This window comes from Achromobacter sp. D10 (assembly GCF_035282245.1).
GTDB lineage: Bacteria > Pseudomonadota > Gammaproteobacteria > Burkholderiales > Burkholderiaceae_B > Achromobacter > Achromobacter insolitus.
This window is the reverse complement of record NZ_JAYJLE010000006.1, coordinates 1-15,660: the sequence shown is the minus strand read 5'-3', so window position 1 is coordinate 15,660 and position 15,660 is coordinate 1. Positions and strand designations below refer to the sequence as shown.

The 15,660-nt window shown below is 66.6% G+C and carries 17 protein-coding genes; 9 read left to right on the top strand and 8 right to left on the bottom strand.

The window, feature by feature from the left end; genetic code table 11:
- Positions 1 to 38 precede the first annotated feature (38 nt).
- Positions 39 to 776 carry a FadR/GntR family transcriptional regulator gene (locus tag VCS63_RS17855; RefSeq protein WP_042795108.1) on the bottom strand — a complete coding sequence of 246 codons (738 nt, stop codon included), beginning with the start codon at positions 774 to 776 and terminating at the stop codon, positions 39 to 41.
- Positions 777 to 956: 180 nt separating this feature from the next.
- Between VCS63_RS17855 and VCS63_RS17850 the strand changes: the two genes are divergently transcribed.
- Genes VCS63_RS17850 through pyrF form a run of 3 tightly spaced genes read left to right on the top strand, consistent with a single transcriptional unit; the run spans position 957 to position 3,549 of the window.
- Positions 957 to 1,355 carry a diacylglycerol kinase gene (locus VCS63_RS17850; protein ID WP_042795109.1) on the top strand — a complete coding sequence of 133 codons (399 nt, stop codon included), beginning with the start codon at positions 957 to 959 and terminating at the stop codon, positions 1,353 to 1,355.
- Between the two features lie 49 nt (positions 1,356 to 1,404).
- Entirely contained in the window at positions 1,405 to 2,724 is a 1,320-nt protein-coding gene (locus tag VCS63_RS17845; RefSeq protein WP_063642812.1) for an NAD(P)/FAD-dependent oxidoreductase, read from the top strand.
- Between the two features lie 6 nt (positions 2,725 to 2,730).
- Positions 2,731 to 3,549: an orotidine-5'-phosphate decarboxylase gene (gene pyrF / locus VCS63_RS17840; protein ID WP_042795111.1), complete on the top strand. Its 819-nt coding sequence runs from the start codon at positions 2,731 to 2,733 to the stop codon at positions 3,547 to 3,549.
- Positions 3,550 to 3,596: 47 nt separating this feature from the next.
- Here the strand turns inward: pyrF and VCS63_RS17835 are convergent, their stop codons facing one another.
- The 6 genes from VCS63_RS17835 to ribBA all read right to left on the bottom strand — a co-directional run bounded on the left by VCS63_RS17835 (position 3,597) and on the right by ribBA (position 8,091).
- Positions 3,597 to 4,163, bottom strand: a complete 567-nt coding sequence (locus tag VCS63_RS17835; protein ID WP_063642813.1) for a CinA family protein — start codon at positions 4,161 to 4,163, stop codon at positions 3,597 to 3,599.
- Entirely contained in the window at positions 4,160 to 4,666 is a 507-nt protein-coding gene (locus VCS63_RS17830; protein WP_175200875.1) for a phosphatidylglycerophosphatase A, read from the bottom strand. Before VCS63_RS17830 ends, VCS63_RS17835 begins: the two co-directional genes overlap by 4 nt.
- Before the next feature lie 55 nt (positions 4,667 to 4,721).
- Positions 4,722 to 5,687 carry a thiamine-phosphate kinase gene (gene thiL / locus VCS63_RS17825; protein ID WP_323880554.1) on the bottom strand — a complete coding sequence of 322 codons (966 nt, stop codon included), beginning with the start codon at positions 5,685 to 5,687 and terminating at the stop codon, positions 4,722 to 4,724.
- 215 nt (positions 5,688 to 5,902) lie between these two features.
- Positions 5,903 to 6,397 carry a transcription antitermination factor NusB gene (nusB, locus tag VCS63_RS17820; protein WP_042795114.1) on the bottom strand — a complete coding sequence of 165 codons (495 nt, stop codon included), beginning with the start codon at positions 6,395 to 6,397 and terminating at the stop codon, positions 5,903 to 5,905.
- Positions 6,366 to 6,905 carry a 6,7-dimethyl-8-ribityllumazine synthase gene (gene ribH / locus VCS63_RS17815; RefSeq protein ID WP_323880553.1) on the bottom strand — a complete coding sequence of 180 codons (540 nt, stop codon included), beginning with the start codon at positions 6,903 to 6,905 and terminating at the stop codon, positions 6,366 to 6,368. Before ribH ends, nusB begins: the two co-directional genes overlap by 32 nt.
- 10 nt (positions 6,906 to 6,915) lie before the next feature.
- The gene (gene ribBA / locus VCS63_RS17810; protein ID WP_323880551.1) at positions 6,916 to 8,091 is read right to left on the bottom strand and encodes a bifunctional 3,4-dihydroxy-2-butanone-4-phosphate synthase/GTP cyclohydrolase II; all 1,176 of its coding nucleotides are present in this window, start codon (positions 8,089 to 8,091) and stop codon (positions 6,916 to 6,918) included.
- 151 nt (positions 8,092 to 8,242) lie between these two features.
- On the opposite strand from ribBA, the gene VCS63_RS17805 reads away from it, so the two are divergent.
- From VCS63_RS17805 to phnE (VCS63_RS17780), 6 genes are all read left to right on the top strand, one after another.
- On the top strand, positions 8,243 to 9,058 hold the full coding sequence (locus VCS63_RS17805) for an HAD-IIB family hydrolase (protein ID WP_042795119.1): 816 nt from the start codon (positions 8,243 to 8,245) through the stop codon (positions 9,056 to 9,058).
- A gap of 12 nt (positions 9,059 to 9,070) precedes the next feature.
- Complete coding sequence (locus VCS63_RS17800) at positions 9,071 to 9,889, top strand: IclR family transcriptional regulator (RefSeq protein WP_063642815.1); 819 nt, start codon at positions 9,071 to 9,073, stop codon at positions 9,887 to 9,889.
- 161 nt (positions 9,890 to 10,050) lie between these two features.
- Positions 10,051 to 11,049, top strand: a complete 999-nt coding sequence (phnD, locus tag VCS63_RS17795) for a phosphate/phosphite/phosphonate ABC transporter substrate-binding protein (RefSeq protein ID WP_063642816.1) — start codon at positions 10,051 to 10,053, stop codon at positions 11,047 to 11,049.
- A 6-nt stretch (positions 11,050 to 11,055) separates the two neighbouring features.
- Positions 11,056 to 11,826, top strand: coding sequence for a phosphonate ABC transporter ATP-binding protein (gene phnC, locus VCS63_RS17790; RefSeq protein WP_042795121.1), 771 nt, complete (start codon positions 11,056 to 11,058; stop codon positions 11,824 to 11,826).
- Positions 11,823 to 12,707 (top strand): phosphonate ABC transporter, permease protein PhnE, encoded by an 885-nt coding sequence (phnE, locus tag VCS63_RS17785; RefSeq protein WP_063642817.1) that lies wholly within the window; start codon positions 11,823 to 11,825, stop codon positions 12,705 to 12,707. The genes phnC and phnE (VCS63_RS17785) overlap by 4 nt, the downstream gene beginning before the upstream one ends.
- The gene (gene phnE / locus VCS63_RS17780; RefSeq protein ID WP_042795123.1) at positions 12,704 to 13,528 is read left to right on the top strand and encodes a phosphonate ABC transporter, permease protein PhnE; all 825 of its coding nucleotides are present in this window, start codon (positions 12,704 to 12,706) and stop codon (positions 13,526 to 13,528) included. Before phnE (VCS63_RS17785) ends, phnE (VCS63_RS17780) begins: the two co-directional genes overlap by 4 nt.
- A 149-nt stretch (positions 13,529 to 13,677) precedes the next feature.
- Here phnE (VCS63_RS17780) and VCS63_RS17775 read toward each other — a convergent pair.
- Positions 13,678 to 15,660 (bottom strand): autotransporter domain-containing protein (locus VCS63_RS17775; RefSeq protein ID WP_323880549.1); only part of this gene is annotated, 1,983 nt, incomplete at its 5' end.

The window sequence follows — 15,660 nt, the reverse complement described above, 5'->3', positions numbered from 1 at the left end:
CCTTGGCGTTCCGAGCGGGCGGCATCCGCGGGCGATGCTCATGGTTCCAGCTGCTCCCGGTTGTCGAGTTGCTGGACGGGCGCATCGGCGCCGGGCCAACTGGCGGTAAGGCGATCGTGGGAGCAGGCCAGATGGTGGTGCATGGCGGCGCGCGCGCCGCGATCGTCGCCTGCGCGGATGGCGTCGATCACCTTGCGGTGCTCGGCGATGGCGCAAGCCCAACTCGCGGGATTCTCGAAGTAGTCGCCCAACTTCACGGACAAGGGGTTGTGGCGTTCGTCGAACAGCTCGCTCACGACGCGCACCAGCACGGCGTTGTTGGCCATCTCGGCGACGCGCAAGTGGAACAGGCGGTCGCCACGAATGGGCACATTGCCGGCCAGCGCCTCGTCTTCCATGGTCCCGACCGCTTCGGCCAAGCCGTCCACCAGCGCGGGTGTGTTGCGCAGCGCGGCCTGCGCGGCCAGTTCGCCCTCGATCACCTGGCGGGCACGTATGGTTTCCAGGGGACTCTCGGCCATCAGGCTGGCGCGCGGTGCCCCGGCCAGGCTTTGCACATAGACGCCTGAACCCATGCGGACTTCCACCCAGCCCTCCACCTCCAGCGCGATCAGGGCTTCGCGCACGGATGGGCGGGACACGCCGAGCTTGAGCGCAAGGTCGCGTTCGGGCGGCAGGCGCGCGCCAACCGGAAACTCGCCCGCCTCGATCAGCAACCGCAGCTGGTCGGCGATCTGGCGGTACAGGCGGCGAGGTTCGATGGTCTGGATAGGCATGGACTGCAGGAGAAAGGTGAGGATCGAGCCAAAAGGTAAAGTGGCCTTACCAATTGACCAAAATCTTGCGCCGACCGGTGATGCGTCACAATTAGGGTTTGCCCAAAGACGCGCGCGATACCCTCACGGGCAATGCTTATCTGTTAAAAAGCCGCCACACCCAGCCCACTTTCCGCACCCATGTCACCGAATCCGCATCATTCGCCCTACAAGAGCACCGGCGGCCTGCGTCGCATCCTGAACGCGCTGCGCTACTCCCTGCAGGGCCTGAAGGCCGCAATCAAGTACGAGGCGGCCTTCCGCCAGGAACTGGCCCTGGCCGTCTTGATGATCCCGGCAGCGTTCTTCCTCGGCCGGACGACGGTCGAAGTGTTTTTCCTGGTGGGCACGGTGATCATGGTGCTGGCGGCAGAGCTACTGAACTCCGCCATTGAAGCGCTGGCCGATGCGCTGTCGGTCGAGTCGCACCCGCTGCTGGGGCGCGCCAAGGACCTCGGCAGCGCCGCCGTGATGCTGCTGCTGATCTTCGCCGGCACGGTCTGGGTGGGCGTTGCCATCAGCCGTTTCGTCATGCATTGACACGGCTGGTCATCTCCCCGGAGATGCGACGCTACTTATACTGGAAGCCATGATGCCTAGATCGACGCCCGACTCCACTGAGCGCATTGTCATCGTCGGCGGCGGCGCGGGCGGCCTGGAATTGGCCGCCAAGCTCGGCCGCGTGCATGGCCGCCAGCACATTACGCTGGTCGACAGCCGCCCCTTCCATATCTGGAAGCCTTCGCTGCACGAGGCGGCCGCGGGCACGCTGGACATCCACCAGGAAGGCCTGTCCTACCTGATGCTGGCCCACATGAACGGGTTTTCGTTCGCGCAGGGCCGCCTGGAACAGGTCGACCGCGAGCAGCGCCGCATCACGCTGGACGCCGTGAACGATGCCCAGGGCCTGGAAGTCCTGCCACGCCGCGAACTCGCCTACGACACCCTGGTGCTGGCCCTGGGCAGCACCTCCAATTTCTTCAATACGCCCGGCGCGGCCGAACACGCGGTCACGCTGGACTCCACGGAAAACGCGGAGCAATTCCGCCTGACCATGCTCAAGGCCATGGCGCAGGTCGACCTCGCCAAAGTCCGCAATCCCTCGGCCCGGCTGGACCTGGTGATCGTGGGAGGCGGCGCCACCGGCGTTGAACTGGCCGTGGAACTGGTCGAGGCCAGCCATGTGGTCAGCGCCTACGGCCTGCCCAATTTCCGCGCCGAACGCGATCTGGCCATTACGCTGGTTGAGGGCGCGCCTCGCATCCTGTCGGCCCTGCCCGAGAAAATCTCGGTGGCGGCCACCAATCGCCTGACCGAGCTGGGCATCCGGGTGGAAACGTCCTGCCGGGTGTCCGAGGTCACCGCCGACAGCGTCAAGACGGCCGACGGCCGCGAATTCCCGGCCCAGCTGTGCATGTGGGCGGCAGGCATACAAGGCCCCGCTCTGCTGGCCGACCTGGACCTGCCGCTGAACAAGGTGGGCCAGCTGGAAGTCAACGAACGGCTGGAAACCGCCGATCCGCACATCCTGGCCCTGGGCGATTGCTGCGCGGCGCCCTGGCGCGAGGGCCGCACCGTCCCCGCCCGGGCCCAGGCCGCGCACCAGGAAGCCGACTACCTCGCCAAGAAGCTCACCGCGCGCCTGCGCCATGCCGCCGAACCCACCGGACCCTATGTCTACGAGGACCACGGCTCATTGGTGTCGCTGGGTCAGGACGCCGGCGTGGGCAGCCTGATGGGCAAGCTTGCCGGACGGGGATTGTTCGTAAGCGGTACACTGGCACGCCTGATGTACATGAGCCTGCACCTGATGCACCACAAAGCGGTGCTCGGCATCTCGCGTACCGCCTCCCTTGCCCTGGCCCGCCTGCTCATGCGGCGCACGCGCCCGCGGGTCAAACTGCACTGAACTCCCATGAATTTCCTGCAAAAACTCGAACACGCCTGGACCACCAGCAACTCGCTCCTGCAAGTCGGGCTGGACCCCGATCCGCAGCGCTTCCCTCGCGAGCTGCAGGACAAGCCGGACGCCATCTTCCAGTTCTGCCGCGACATCGTGGACGCCACGGCGCCCTACGCCTGCAGCTTCAAGCCGCAGATCGCCTACTTCGCCGCCCATCGCGCCGAAGAGCAGCTGGAAGCGCTGTGCCTGCATATCCGCGAAAAGCATCCGGACCTGCCTATCGTGCTGGATGCCAAGCGCGGCGATATCGGCTCCACCGCCGAAAACTATGCCCGCGAAGCCTACGAACGCTACCAGGCGCATGCGCTGACGGTCAGCCCTTACATGGGCCTGGATTCGGTCGAACCGTACCTGGCTTGGCGCGACCGCGGCGTGATCGTGCTGTGCCGCACCTCGAATCCGGGCGGTTCGGACCTGCAATTCCTGAACATGGACAATGGCGAGCCGCTGTATCTGCACGTCGCGGGCCTGGTCGCCGACAAATGGAACGCCAACGGCCAATGCGGCCTGGTGGTTGGCGCCACCTTCCCGAATGAGCTCGCCGCCGTGCGCCAGCGCATCGGCGACGCGGTGCCCCTGCTGGTGCCCGGCATCGGCGCCCAGGGCGGCGACATCACCGCCACCGTGAACGCGGGCGCCAACGCCGCCCGCAACGGCATGATGATCAACTCGTCCCGCGCCATCATCTACGCCAGCGGTGGCGATGACTGGCGTGAAGCCGCCGGCGAAGCCGCCAAGGGCCTGCGCGACGCGATCAACGCGGTGCGCTGATCTTCGCGGCATGGGGGCTTGCCCCCCTGCCGCCATGCGGTTCTTCTTTAGCGCCGGTTGACGGACGCGCCCAGCAATTCCAGCAACCCGCGCAGCGCGTAATCCACCGCCGCCTGGCGCACTTGCGCGCGGTCGCCGGGAAACACATGCGTCACGGCGCGGCTGCTGATGCCCTCCCCAGCGCGCAGCGCGAAGCCAAAGCACACCATGCCCACCGGCTTGCCGGGCGTTGCCCCGCCCGGGCCTGCGATGCCGGTCGTGGACACCGCCACGTGCGCGGCAGGGGATGCCAGCAGGACGCCATTGGCCATCTCCAGCGCAACCGGCTCGCTGACGGCGCCGAAATGGTGCAAGGCGTCGGGCGATACGTCCAGCTCGGACACCTTGGCCTCATTGCTGTAGGTGACGAAACCGCGTTCAAACCAATCGCTGGAACCCGCCACCGCCGTCATGGCTCCGGCCAGCAGGCCGCCCGTGCAGGATTCGGCCGTGCCCAGCATCCAGCCCTTGCGCCGCAACGTCTCGCCCAGCCGCTCGGCCAACGCCAGCGACGTGGCCTGAGCCAGTTGTTCGGCCGACAGATTGGGCCGGGTACTTTCTTGTTGTCCGCTCATCCCAAGACTCCTGTGCGCACGACCAGCGCCATGACCAGCAAGGCGTATGCCGCCGCGACGATATCGTCCCACATCACGCCGAAACCGCCCTTGATATGGGCGTCGAAGAACTTGATGGGAGGCGGCTTGACAATGTCGAACGTGCGGAACAGCACGAACGCCAGCGCCTGCGGCAACCAGCCGGCCGGCGTCAGCCACAGCACCAGCCAGAACGCCACCATCTCGTCCCAGACCATTCCGACATGATCCGATTGCTGGAGTTCACGGCCCACGCGATGGCAAGCCCAGCAGCCGTACAGAAACGCCAAGGCCAGGAACGCGCCGATCGCCAGATCCGACGCCGCGGGCGCCGCGGCGACCCAGATCGCCCAGGCCAGCAGAGTGCCCCAGGTGCCCGAGGCCGGCCGGATCAGGCCGCTGCCGAACCCGAACGCGATGAGCCTGCCCGGATCGCGGCAGACCCAGGACAAGGACGGGTATGCGGTCCGGGCGCGGTCGCGCATGGAGGTGGGACGGGTGTCGGTCGGAGCCATGGTTCAGGGATGAAAGCGCGGAGGATCAGGCCGCGGGGAAGTGATCAAATCCGGCGGGCAGCTCGGCCAAAGGCTGGCCCTGGCTGTCGAGTACCGCCAAGCCGGCCTGCGCCTGCGTCTGCCCGATGCAGGTCACGCGCGCGCCGGCCGTTGCTGCCGCGGCCAGCACCGCGTCGCGCCGGGAGGCGGGCGCGGTGAAGCATAGCTGGTAGACGTCCCCGCCGCCCAGCACCGCGCGGCGCAGCAGCGCCTCGTCCAGCGATGCGAGGGCCCCGGCCACGGGCATCTGCGCGTAGTGCAGCGTGGCGCCCAGGCGGCTGGCGTCCAGGATGTGGTTCAGGTCTTGAAGCAGGCCGTCGGATATGTCGATGGCCGCGTGGGCGACGCCGCGCAGCGCCAGACCCAGCGCCACTTGCGGCTGCGGCCATTCCAGCGCGCCGCGCGTTGCCGCGAGCATGGCCGGATTGGCGGGATACTGCCCGTCCAGCAGCCGGTAGGCGACATCCGCCGCCCCCAACTCGCCCGAAACCCAGATGTCGTCGCCAGCCTGCGCACCGTCGCGGCGCAAGGCCTGTCCGGCAGGCACCGCGCCGAACACGGTGACGCTGATGGCAAGATCATGCGCGCTGCGCGTGGTGTCGCCGCCGATCAGCGGGCAGCCATGAGCGGCCGCCAACGCATGAAAGCCTTCCGCAAACGCCGCCAGCCAGGGCTCGTCCAGCCGCGCCAAGGCCAGGCCCAGCACGCACCCGATGGGACGCGCGCCCATCGCCGCCAGGTCGGACAGGTTCACCGCCAGGGCCTTGTGCCCCAGCGCCTTCGGATCCACGTCGGGAAAGAAATGGCGGCCTTCCAGCAGCAGGTCCGTGCTGGTAGCCACCTGCTCGCCGGGCGGCACCGGGAACAGGGCGCAATCATCGCCCACGCCCAGCAAGCCCGTGGGGGCCGCGCGGGTGAAATAGCGCGCGATCAAATCAAATTCGGACGCCAAGGCAACTCCGCAGTCCGGCGCTGCTGGCCGGCATTGAATCCCACGGGGCTTACACCCCACAAATCATGCGGCGCTCTCATACAACGGGAGAGGCCGCCCGCTCTGCCTCTGGCAAGAAAGAGGTGGTCCCATCAAAACGGGGCCGCGCGGATCCGGCCCCGCCGGTCCGCAGCGGCGCCCCCCCGGAGGGGGAAGCGCGCAGCGCTTCGGGGGGGCTACCTCTTATTCACCTCGTGCGCGCGCACGTCGGCAGCCAGCTTGTCGAGCACGCCATTGACGAACTTGAAGCCGTCGGTGCCACCGAACGACTTGGCCAGTTCGACGGCTTCATTGATGGCGACCTTGTAGGGCACTTCGACGTGATGAATCAGTTCGAAGCTGCCGATCAGCAGGATGCCATGCTCGACAGGCGACAGTTCGGCCAGCGGGCGGTCGACGTAGGGCGTGAAACGCTCGCGCAGGGTGGGCGCTTCGCGCAGAACGCCATGCAGCAAGGTCTTGAACCACTGCGCGTCGGCCTCGGAAAAATCCTCGGTGTCGCGCAGATGGGCGTCGATCTCGCCGGCGTCCTGCGTGCCTTCGCCGCCGCGCAGCAGCCACGCGTACACGCCCTGCAGGGCGAATTCGCGTGCGCGGCGGCGCGCGCTGCGCGCGTTGGCGCGAGCCTGCGCCGCGCTATCAGCGCTGGTCGTCGTCTTCTTCGTCGTCAAAATCTTCGTCCTCGTCTTCGTCGTCTTCGTCGTCTTCGTCGTCTTCCTCGGGTTCCAGGGCCGCTACCAGGTTGGCCATTTCAACGGCGACCTGGGCGCAATCGCGGCCCTTGCCGGCGGCGCGCGCCTGCGCCTGCTCGTCGGTATCGACGGTCAGCACGCCATTGGCGACGGGGATGCCGGTTTCCAGGGAAATACGGGTGATTGCCGTGGCCATTTCATTGCTGACCACTTCAAAGTGATAGGTTTCGCCGCGGATGACCGCGCCCAGCGCGATCAGGGCGTCGAATTCAAACGTTTCGGCCATATGGGACAGGGCCACGCCCAGTTCCAGGGCGCCCGGAACGGTGACGACCATCACGTCGCGCTCGTCCACGCCCAGTTCGGCCAGTTCCTTCAGGCACGCCTCGAGTTCGGCCTGGCCGATTTCCTCATTGAAGCGGGCGCGTACGATGCCGATGTGCAGCCCTTCGCCGTTCAGGTCGGGGGTAAGGATGTAAGGGTTCATATGTCGGCCTTCAGTGTGTTGCGGGAGTATTCGGAGGGTCGCAATCGTAACCCGTAATGGTGAGCGAGAAGCCCGCCATGCTGGGCATCTTGCGGGGCCGGGCCAGCAGCTTCATCTGGCCCACGTTCAGGTCACGCAGGATCTGCGCGCCAATTCCGTAGGTGCGCAGGCCGTAACGGTCGGTCTTGCCCTGGTCGGCCTGCGCCTTCGGGTCATTCCAGCCGGCGATCTGGCCAAACAGATGTTCCGTGGACGATTGGCAGTTCATCAGCACCAGCACCCCGGCAGGCGCGGCCGCGATGGCCTGCAGGGCCTGCGCCACCCCCCAGCTGTGCGGGCTGGCGCCAGTGTCCAGTACGTCCAGCACGGAGGCCGGCTCGTGCACCCGCACCAGCGTCTCGGCGTCGGGAGTCACGTTACCATGCACCAGCGCCAAATGGGCGGAGCCGGTGGCGGCGTCTTCGTAGGCAACGGCCTCGAATTCGCCCCACGCCGTCTGCATGGTCCGCTTGCCAACGCGTTTGACGATGGATTCGTGTTCGCTGCGGTACTGGATCAGATCGGCGATGGTGCCGATTTTCAGGCCGTGCTCGCGGGCGAACTGCACCAGGTCCGGCAGGCGGGCCATGGTGCCGTCGGGTTTGAGGATTTCACAGATCACGGCGGCGGGCGTCAGGCCGGCCATGGCGGTCAGGTCGCAACCCGCCTCCGTGTGGCCTGCGCGCACCAGCACGCCCCCAGGCACCGCGCGCACCGGGAAGATGTGGCCGGGCTGGACCAGGTCCGAAGGCTTGGCGTCGCGCGCCACCGCCACCTGGATGGTGCGGGCGCGGTCGGCGGCCGAAATGCCGGTCTCGACGCCTTCGGCGGCCTCGATGGACTGGGTGAAGTTGGTGCCGTAACGCGTGCCGTTGCGGGCCGCCATCAAGGGCAGGTCCAATTGGCGGCAGCGGTCTTCGGTCAGGGTCAGGCAGACCAGGCCTCGGCCGTGCGTCACCATGAAGTTGATGGCTTCAGGCGTGATGAATTCGGCGGCCATGACCAGGTCGCCTTCGTTTTCACGGTCTTCTTCGTCAACCAGGATGACGATACGGCCGGCGCGCAGCTCGGCGATGATCTCGGCAACCGAAGCGATGCCGAAGGATTCCGGCTCGGAGCCGGGCAAAGGGGACAACTGGACGGACATGGCAGGCACGTAAACCAGGCGGGAAAGCCCGGATTTTACCGCCCCTCGAGGCGGAAGCCCTATACGGCCCCGCAGGCCCCGCCAGCCGGGGGCGTCCGGTAAACTTTCGCCCGGAGACCACCCCTTAAAAATCCAGCCAAGGAAACCCCACATGCAAGCCCTTGCGGCCATGCCTTTGACCGTCGCGGCGGCCGTCCGCGTCGTGCTGACCGACATCGACGACACGCTGACCACCGAAGGCCGCCTGCCGGCCGACGCCTACGCGGCGCTGGAGCGCCTGGAACAGGCCGGTATCCAGGTCGTGCCCATCACCGGCCGTCCGGCCGGCTGGTGCGACCACATCGCCCGCATGTGGCCGGTGCGCGCCGTGGTCGGGGAGAACGGCGCGTTCTACTACGCCTATGACCGCCAGGCCCGCCGCATGACCACGCACTACTGGACGGATGCCGCCTCGCGCCAGGCCAGCCGCAGGAAGCTGGACGCCATCCGCGACCGCGTCCTGGCTGAAGTCCCCGGCGCCGCCGTGGCCAGCGACCAGGACTACCGGGTGGCCGACCTGGCCATCGATTTCTGCGAGGATGTGCCCGCCCTGCCCGATACGGCGATCACCCGGATCGTGCAGATTTTCGAAGAAGCCGGCGCCCAGGCCAAAGTCAGCTCCATCCACGTCAACGGCTGGTTCGGCGACTACGACAAGCTCACCATGACGCGCACCATGTTCCAGCGCGAATTCGGCGCGGACGTGGCGACCGCCCTGGACAGCACCCTGTTCATCGGCGATTCTCCCAACGACGAGCCCATGTTCGCCTACTTCCCGATTTCGGTCGGCGTGGCCAACATCCAGGCCCAGTTGCACCGCCTGACGCACCGCCCCGCCTTCGTCGCCGCCTACCATGGCGGCGCGGGCTTCGTGGAAATGGCCGACCGGCTGCTCGCAGCGCGGTCCTCCCAAGCACAGCCGGCCTGAGGTCCGCATACCGTGGCGACATCCCATACCGCTTCATCCACGGCCGCAAACGACGGCCGCCGCAGCATCCAGTCGATCGAAGTCGGGGTGCCGCTGCTGGCCGCCCTGGTCGACGCCGGCAAGCCCCTGACCCTGCGCGACCTGGCGGCCGGGGCCGGCATGACCTCGGCCAAGGCGCATCCCTACCTGGTCAGTTTCATCCGCGTCGGCCTGGTGCAGCAGGACGCCATCACCGGGCAGTACGAACTCGGCCCCTTCGCGCTGCAAATGGGGCTGGTCAGCCTGCAACGCCTGGACCCGGTGCGCGTCGCCATGCCGGAAATCGCCAAGCTGCAGTCGGAGATCGGCCACACCCTGGGCATCGCCGTGCTCGGTTCGCACGGCCCCACCATGATCCACATGACCGAAGCCAGCTACCCGGTCCACGTGAACATGCGCAAGGGCACAGTGATGTCCATGCTGCATACCGCCACCGGCCTGGTATTCGCGGCCTGGCTACCACCCAAGGTCAGCGAACACTACATCGCGCGCGAAGAAGGCGATACCGCCGTCATCGCCAGCATGCCGCCGCCGCGCAAGGCCTCGCGCGCCAATATCGAGGCGCAGCTGGCCGACATCCGTGTGCACGGCATGGCGCGCGCGCTGGGCAATCCGCTGCCGGGCGTGGACGCGCTATCGGTGCCGGTCTTCGACAACACCGGCAATATCGCCCTCGCCCTGACCAGCCTGGGCCCCACGGGGCTGTTCGACGTAGCCTGGGATGGCGCCATCGCCCGACCGCTGCTGGCCTGCGCGCAGGAAATCTCGCGCAAACTGGGCTATCGCAGCTGAACGGCCGAATTTCGCGCAAAAAAGAACATCAAACGAACAAAACGAACAAAAGACGAAAAGAAAGGCAGGGACTTTCCCGAGTGCGTCCCCTCCTCTTCCATGTTTGAATTCAGGTTGAATTAAGTGACACGTCACACAAACAAAGAAAGAGGAGACACAAGATGCAAGCTCTGCGCCTGCTTCAAGCGGCTACGCTGGCCGCCTTCGCCCTGGGAGCGTCCGCCGCGCAAGCCGCCGACACCTGCGCCAACCGCGGCGACCTGGACCAGATGTACTGCGACGCCAACAAGGATCTGGTGGCCGACACGCCCACCGATCCGGCCAAGCTGAAGACGCCCTCCACCCTGGTGTTCACCTACACCCCGGTGGAAGACCCGGCGGTCTACGAAGACATCTTCAAGCCCTTCACCAAGCACCTGTCCGAATGCACGGGCAAGCGCGTGGTGTTCTATCAGGTGCAAAGCAACGCCGCCGAAATCGAAGCCATGCGCTCGGGCCGCCTGCACGTCGGCGGCTTCTCGACCGGCCCCACGGCTTTCGCGGTGAACATCGCGGGCGCCGTGCCGTTCGCCGTCAAGGGCTACGCCGACGGTTTCCAGGGCTACAACCTGATCGTCATCGTCAAGAAAGACAGCCCCTACCAGAAGCTGACCGACCTGAAGGGCAAGAAGCTCGCGCATACCGCGCCCTCGTCGAACTCCGGCCACATGGCGCCTGTCGCGCTGTTCCCCAAGGAAGGCCTGACCCCCGACAAGGACTACAAGGTCATTTTCTCCGGCAAGCATGACCAATCCGTCATGGGCGTGAATTCCGGCGACTACGACGCCGCGGCGGTCGCGTCGGACGTGTTCAAGCGCATGGTCGAACGCGGCCAGGTCAAGGAAGCCGACTTCCGCGTGATCTACAAGAGCGAGAAGTTCCCCACCTCGTCGTTCGCCTATGCGCATGACCTGGAGCCGAAGTTCCGCGACCAGATGCTCAAGTGCTTCTACGACTACCGCTTCCCGGCGGAAATGTCGAAGGCCTTTGACGGCGCGGACCGCTTCTATCCGGTTACCTACCAGAAGGATTGGGCCATCGTGCGCCAGGTCGCCGAATCCGGCGGCGAGAGCTTCAACCGTGCCGCCTACGACCGCGAATCCGCCAAGAGCAAGAAGTAATTCCGTATGACGACGTCGCTACGCATTTCCGGCCTGGTGAAGGAATACCGGGCCGGCCGGCCGGTACTCAACGGCATCGACCTGCAGATCGCGGGACAAGGACTGACCGCGATCATCGGCCCCTCGGGCACCGGCAAAAGCACGCTCCTGCGTTGCATCAACCGGCTGATCGAACCCACCAAGGGCGAGATCGTGCTCCAGTCGCAGGATGGGTCCGTGGACCTGGCCCGCGTGCGTGGCGCGTCGCTGCGCCGCGCGCGCCGGCGCATCGGCATGGTGTTCCAGGAATACAACCTCGTCGAACGCCTGACGGTCATGGAAAACCTGCTGACCGGGCGGCTGGGCTACACCTCTGCCGTCAAGGCCTGGATGCGCCGCTTCGAGCCCGAGGACATCCAGCATGCCTACAAGCTGCTGGACACCGTGGGCCTGGCCGGCTTTGCCGATCAGCGCGCCGACGCCTTGTCGGGCGGCCAGCGCCAGCGCGTGGGCATCGCCCGCGCACTGATGCAGCGCCCGCAGCTCCTGTTGGCCGACGAACCCACCTCCTCGCTCGATCCCAAGACTTCCGTCGAAATCATGGAACTGCTGTCCGAGCAAGGCAATGCCACGGGCATTCCCGTCATCGTGAACATCCACGATGTCGAACTTGCCCGCCGCTACGCCACCCGCATCGTCGGCATGTCCGGCGGACACGTGGTCTATGACGGCGATGGCCAGGGACTGGACGCCACCATGCTCAAGACCATCTACGGAGGCGAGTCTTGGCTGGAATGATCCAACCCAAAGGGGCCCGCCCCTTCGCCATGTCCGGACGCGCCAAGGCCGGGATGCTGTTGCTCCTGGCCTACACGCTGTACGCCGGCGCGCAGCTGGACTTCAGCTGGGCGCGCTTTGAAACCGGCATGGGCCACGCGTCCACGTTTCTTGCGCGCATGTTTCCGCCCAATTTCGAAAAGCCCGCCACTTTGTGGAAGGGCATCGCGGAAAGCCTGGAAATCGCGGTGCTGGCCTCGGTGCTTGGCATCATCATCGCGCTGCCTGTCGGCCTGCTGGGCGCGCGCAACCTGATGCCCACCTGGGTGTCCTGGCCTGCCCGCGCCATCGTGGCGCTGTGCCGCGCGCTGCATCCCGTCATCGTCGCCATCCTGTTCGTCAAGGCCGTGGGCTTCGGCGCGCTGGCCGGCATCCTGGCGTTGACGGTCGCGTCGGTCGGCTTCATCGGCAAGCTATTCACCGAGGCCATCGAGGAAATTTCGCTCAAGCAAGTAGAAGCCGTGCGCGCCACGGGCGCCTCGTTCGCGAACGTCATCATCTTCGGCGTGTTGCCGCAGGTGTTCGCCCGCTTCATCGGCTTTGCGACTTACCAGTTCGACTCGAACCTGCGCAACTCCACCATGGTGGGGATCGTGGGCGCGGGCGGCGTGGGCGGCACGCTGTTCTCGGCGTTCCAGCGCTTCGACTATGACTTCGTCAGCGCCATCCTGCTGACCCTGATCGCCATCATCATGCTGGGCGAAATCCTGGCGGGCTTCGTGCGCGCCGTGTTCCTGGACAACCTGGGCTTCGAGCGCATCCTGCAAGGCCGATTCAGCGGCGCCCGCGGCATCGGCGGCAGCACGACGGCCGTCAAGCGCCGGGCGGAGGTGGACGAATGAACGCCCACGCCTCTACCTTGAACCCCGCAGGCTCGCCGCGCGTCTGGCAACGCTACAGCATGGGCCAGCGTCTGCTGCGCTTCGCGCTCTACCTGCTGGTGGTCGCGGCCATTGTGCAGGCCATCCGGGGCGTGGAGATCATTCCGGAGTTCCTGTACGACGCGCCCGAACAGATGGCCGACCTGTTCCAGCGCATGTGGCCGATAGACTGGGCTTACTACCCGGAAGGCGTGCACGGCGCGCTGATCGAAACGCTGCACATCGCCACGCTGGGCACCATCCTGTCCGTGGTGATGGCGGTGCCGGTGGGCCTGCTGGCGGCCAACAACCTCACGCCCAGCAAGACCGTCAACATGCTGGCCAGGTTGATCCTGGTTTCCAGCCGCTCGGTCAATTCGCTGGTGTGGGCGCTGCTGTTCATCGCCATCTTCGGACCGGGCGCGCTGGCCGGCACGCTGGCCATTGCGTTCCGCTCCATCGGCTTCGTCGGCAAGCTGGTGGGCGAAGCGATCGAAGAGGCGCAACGCGGCCCCATCGAGGCCGTCACCGCCACCGGCGCCAGCAAGGCATCGGTAATCTGGTATGCCTATTGGCCGCAGATCCGTCCGGCCTTCTGGTCCATCGTGCTGCTGCGTTGGGACATCAACGTGCGCGAATCGGCTGTGCTTGGGCTGGTGGGCGCAGGCGGCATAGGCATGGCGCTGGACACGGCGCTGAACCTGTTCCAGTGGGACCGCGTGGCCCTGGTGCTGGCCGCCATCTTCGCAGTGGTCGTGGTGGCCGAAATCATCATTACGCAGGTCCGCAAACGCATCCTCTGACGCGTCCGCGAGCCCTCAACCGCGTTCCTTTGCTCCGCCCGGAAACGGGCGGTTTTTTTTTGGAGGGAGATTTGCATGCGGCAGGCACGGCCTGCCGCCATGGACCTGGGCGGCGCCTGCCGGGCGCCGCCCCTCCCGGCGCAGGCGGCTCAGAAACGGATGTTCAAGCCGGCCCTGACCCCGTGGTCCTGCGTCGAGCTGGCGAGCTGGCCCTGATAGGACAAACCGAAAGTCGCCCGCGACGTGATCTGAACGTCCACGCCCGCCTCGATCACGGCGCTGTCTTTTGCGATGGGCACCCCCGCCACGGTAAAGGAATTTCCGGCCGACAAAGTTTGCGCCGCAACCGGATTGACGTCGCCGAAGGCATGGCGCCAGCCCAGCGATCCGCGCGCCGCAGCCTGCGCGCCGGCCAGCTCGAAGCTGGACGAGGCGCGCGTTCCCAGCGTCGTAAACGTGGTGTCGGTAGTCTGCCCCTTTGCGCGCAGAGCGGCAGCGCCACCACTCTCGGTATAGCCGTCCGTCTTCAGATTGACATACGCCACGTTCGCAAACGGCTCGAAGGACACCGAGGACGTATCGATGCGATAGCTCAGGTCCGCGAATACCTGCGCCGTGCGGCCGTCGTAATTGGCCTTGAGCCGGTCAGTGAAGCTAGGGATGGAGACCGACCTGCGGGTCGTGATGTCGTGCCAGCTGTAGGCCACGCCCCCCCGCAGGCCCAGCGCGCCCCACTGCCCGCCGCCATAGGCCCCGAGGTGATAATTGTCGCTGTTCCCCGACGATGCACGGTCCTGCACATCGAAGTCCGTGCGGCTGTAGCCCGCCATCATGCCGAGGCGCCAGGCATCGGACACAGGCGTATCGGCTCCCATCAGAAAGCCCCCGGTCGAGCTCTTGACGCGCGCGGCATTGCCGTCGCTATCGATATGACTCCAGGAACCCATGGCCTGGATCCAGCTGGCCGGCCCCTTGGCCGTGGCCGGCGCCAGGCGCTGGCCGCTACCGGCGGAAGCGAGAACCGGCGCGGAGGATGCCGCGACACCCCCGACAGCCGAACGCAGGCGCTCGCCGACCGCGTCGCGCACATAGCGGCTGTCCTGCAGCAACACGGTTTTGGCCGACGCGTGAATCTCACCCGACAGCTGGTCGAAGCTGGAGCGAAGCAGCCCCTTGTCGTCCGGCATTTTGGCAATCGCGTCGTAGACTTGATGTCCGCGCGCAATGCCTATGCTGTCGATGGCGCCCGCGGAAGCCCGCTGGTTGCGCGTGGCCGCGGCTGAAATCATGGCCTCATCGTTGCGCGCCAGATCCAGCGTGACGCGCCGCCCGTCATAGTCGTAGGCAAGCGTCGGCTTCAAAAAGGCGAAGTCGGACGTGACTGCGTCGAACTCGCCCGACAGCGCGCCATCCGCGGCGAGGATCGTGTAGCTGGAGCGCAATCCATAGTTGCCGTTAGCGCCGATATGGGCCACCGAGCCGCCATTGAGCGCCGCGCTGCCGGTGACGCGCACCAGATCGGCGTCCGCGCCTGCGGGATTCGCTTCAACCTCGAAGCGCGCGCCAGGCTGGACCACAAGATCTCCATCGACGGTCAACGTGCCGATCGAATTGCCGGGAGACAGGATGCCGCCGGGCGCGACCGTGACCGTCGAGCCCGCGCCGGAGCCGATGGTGCCCGAACCGCCGAGCACACCGCCCGCACCGATGCTGATCGATCCGCCCAAGCGTCCATTCAGGGCCAGCCGGCCGCCATTGATCGTGGTGCTGCCGGAAAAGCCCGAACTGTCGCCCGTCAGGCCCAGCGTGCCGGCGCCGTTCTTGATGAACGCGCCGTTGCCGGAGATCGCGCCACCATAGGCTGCGTCCACCGGTTGCTCGAACACGAGTGTGCCGCCGTTGTCGACGTTGCCCCGAAGCGAGCCTGCATTGGCAATCAGTGTGCCCGCCAAGATGCGCGTGTCGCGGTAGGTGTTGCCGGCATTGTCCAGGCGCAGGGTGCCGGCGCCCGCCTTGATCAGGTCTGCGCTGCCCGCCACCGTGCCGGCCAGGCCCAACAGCGTCCCGGCAGCCACGTCGAAACGGCCTGCCTGCACGAGCGTGATGGCGCGCAAGGTGTCGAAGGAGCCGGT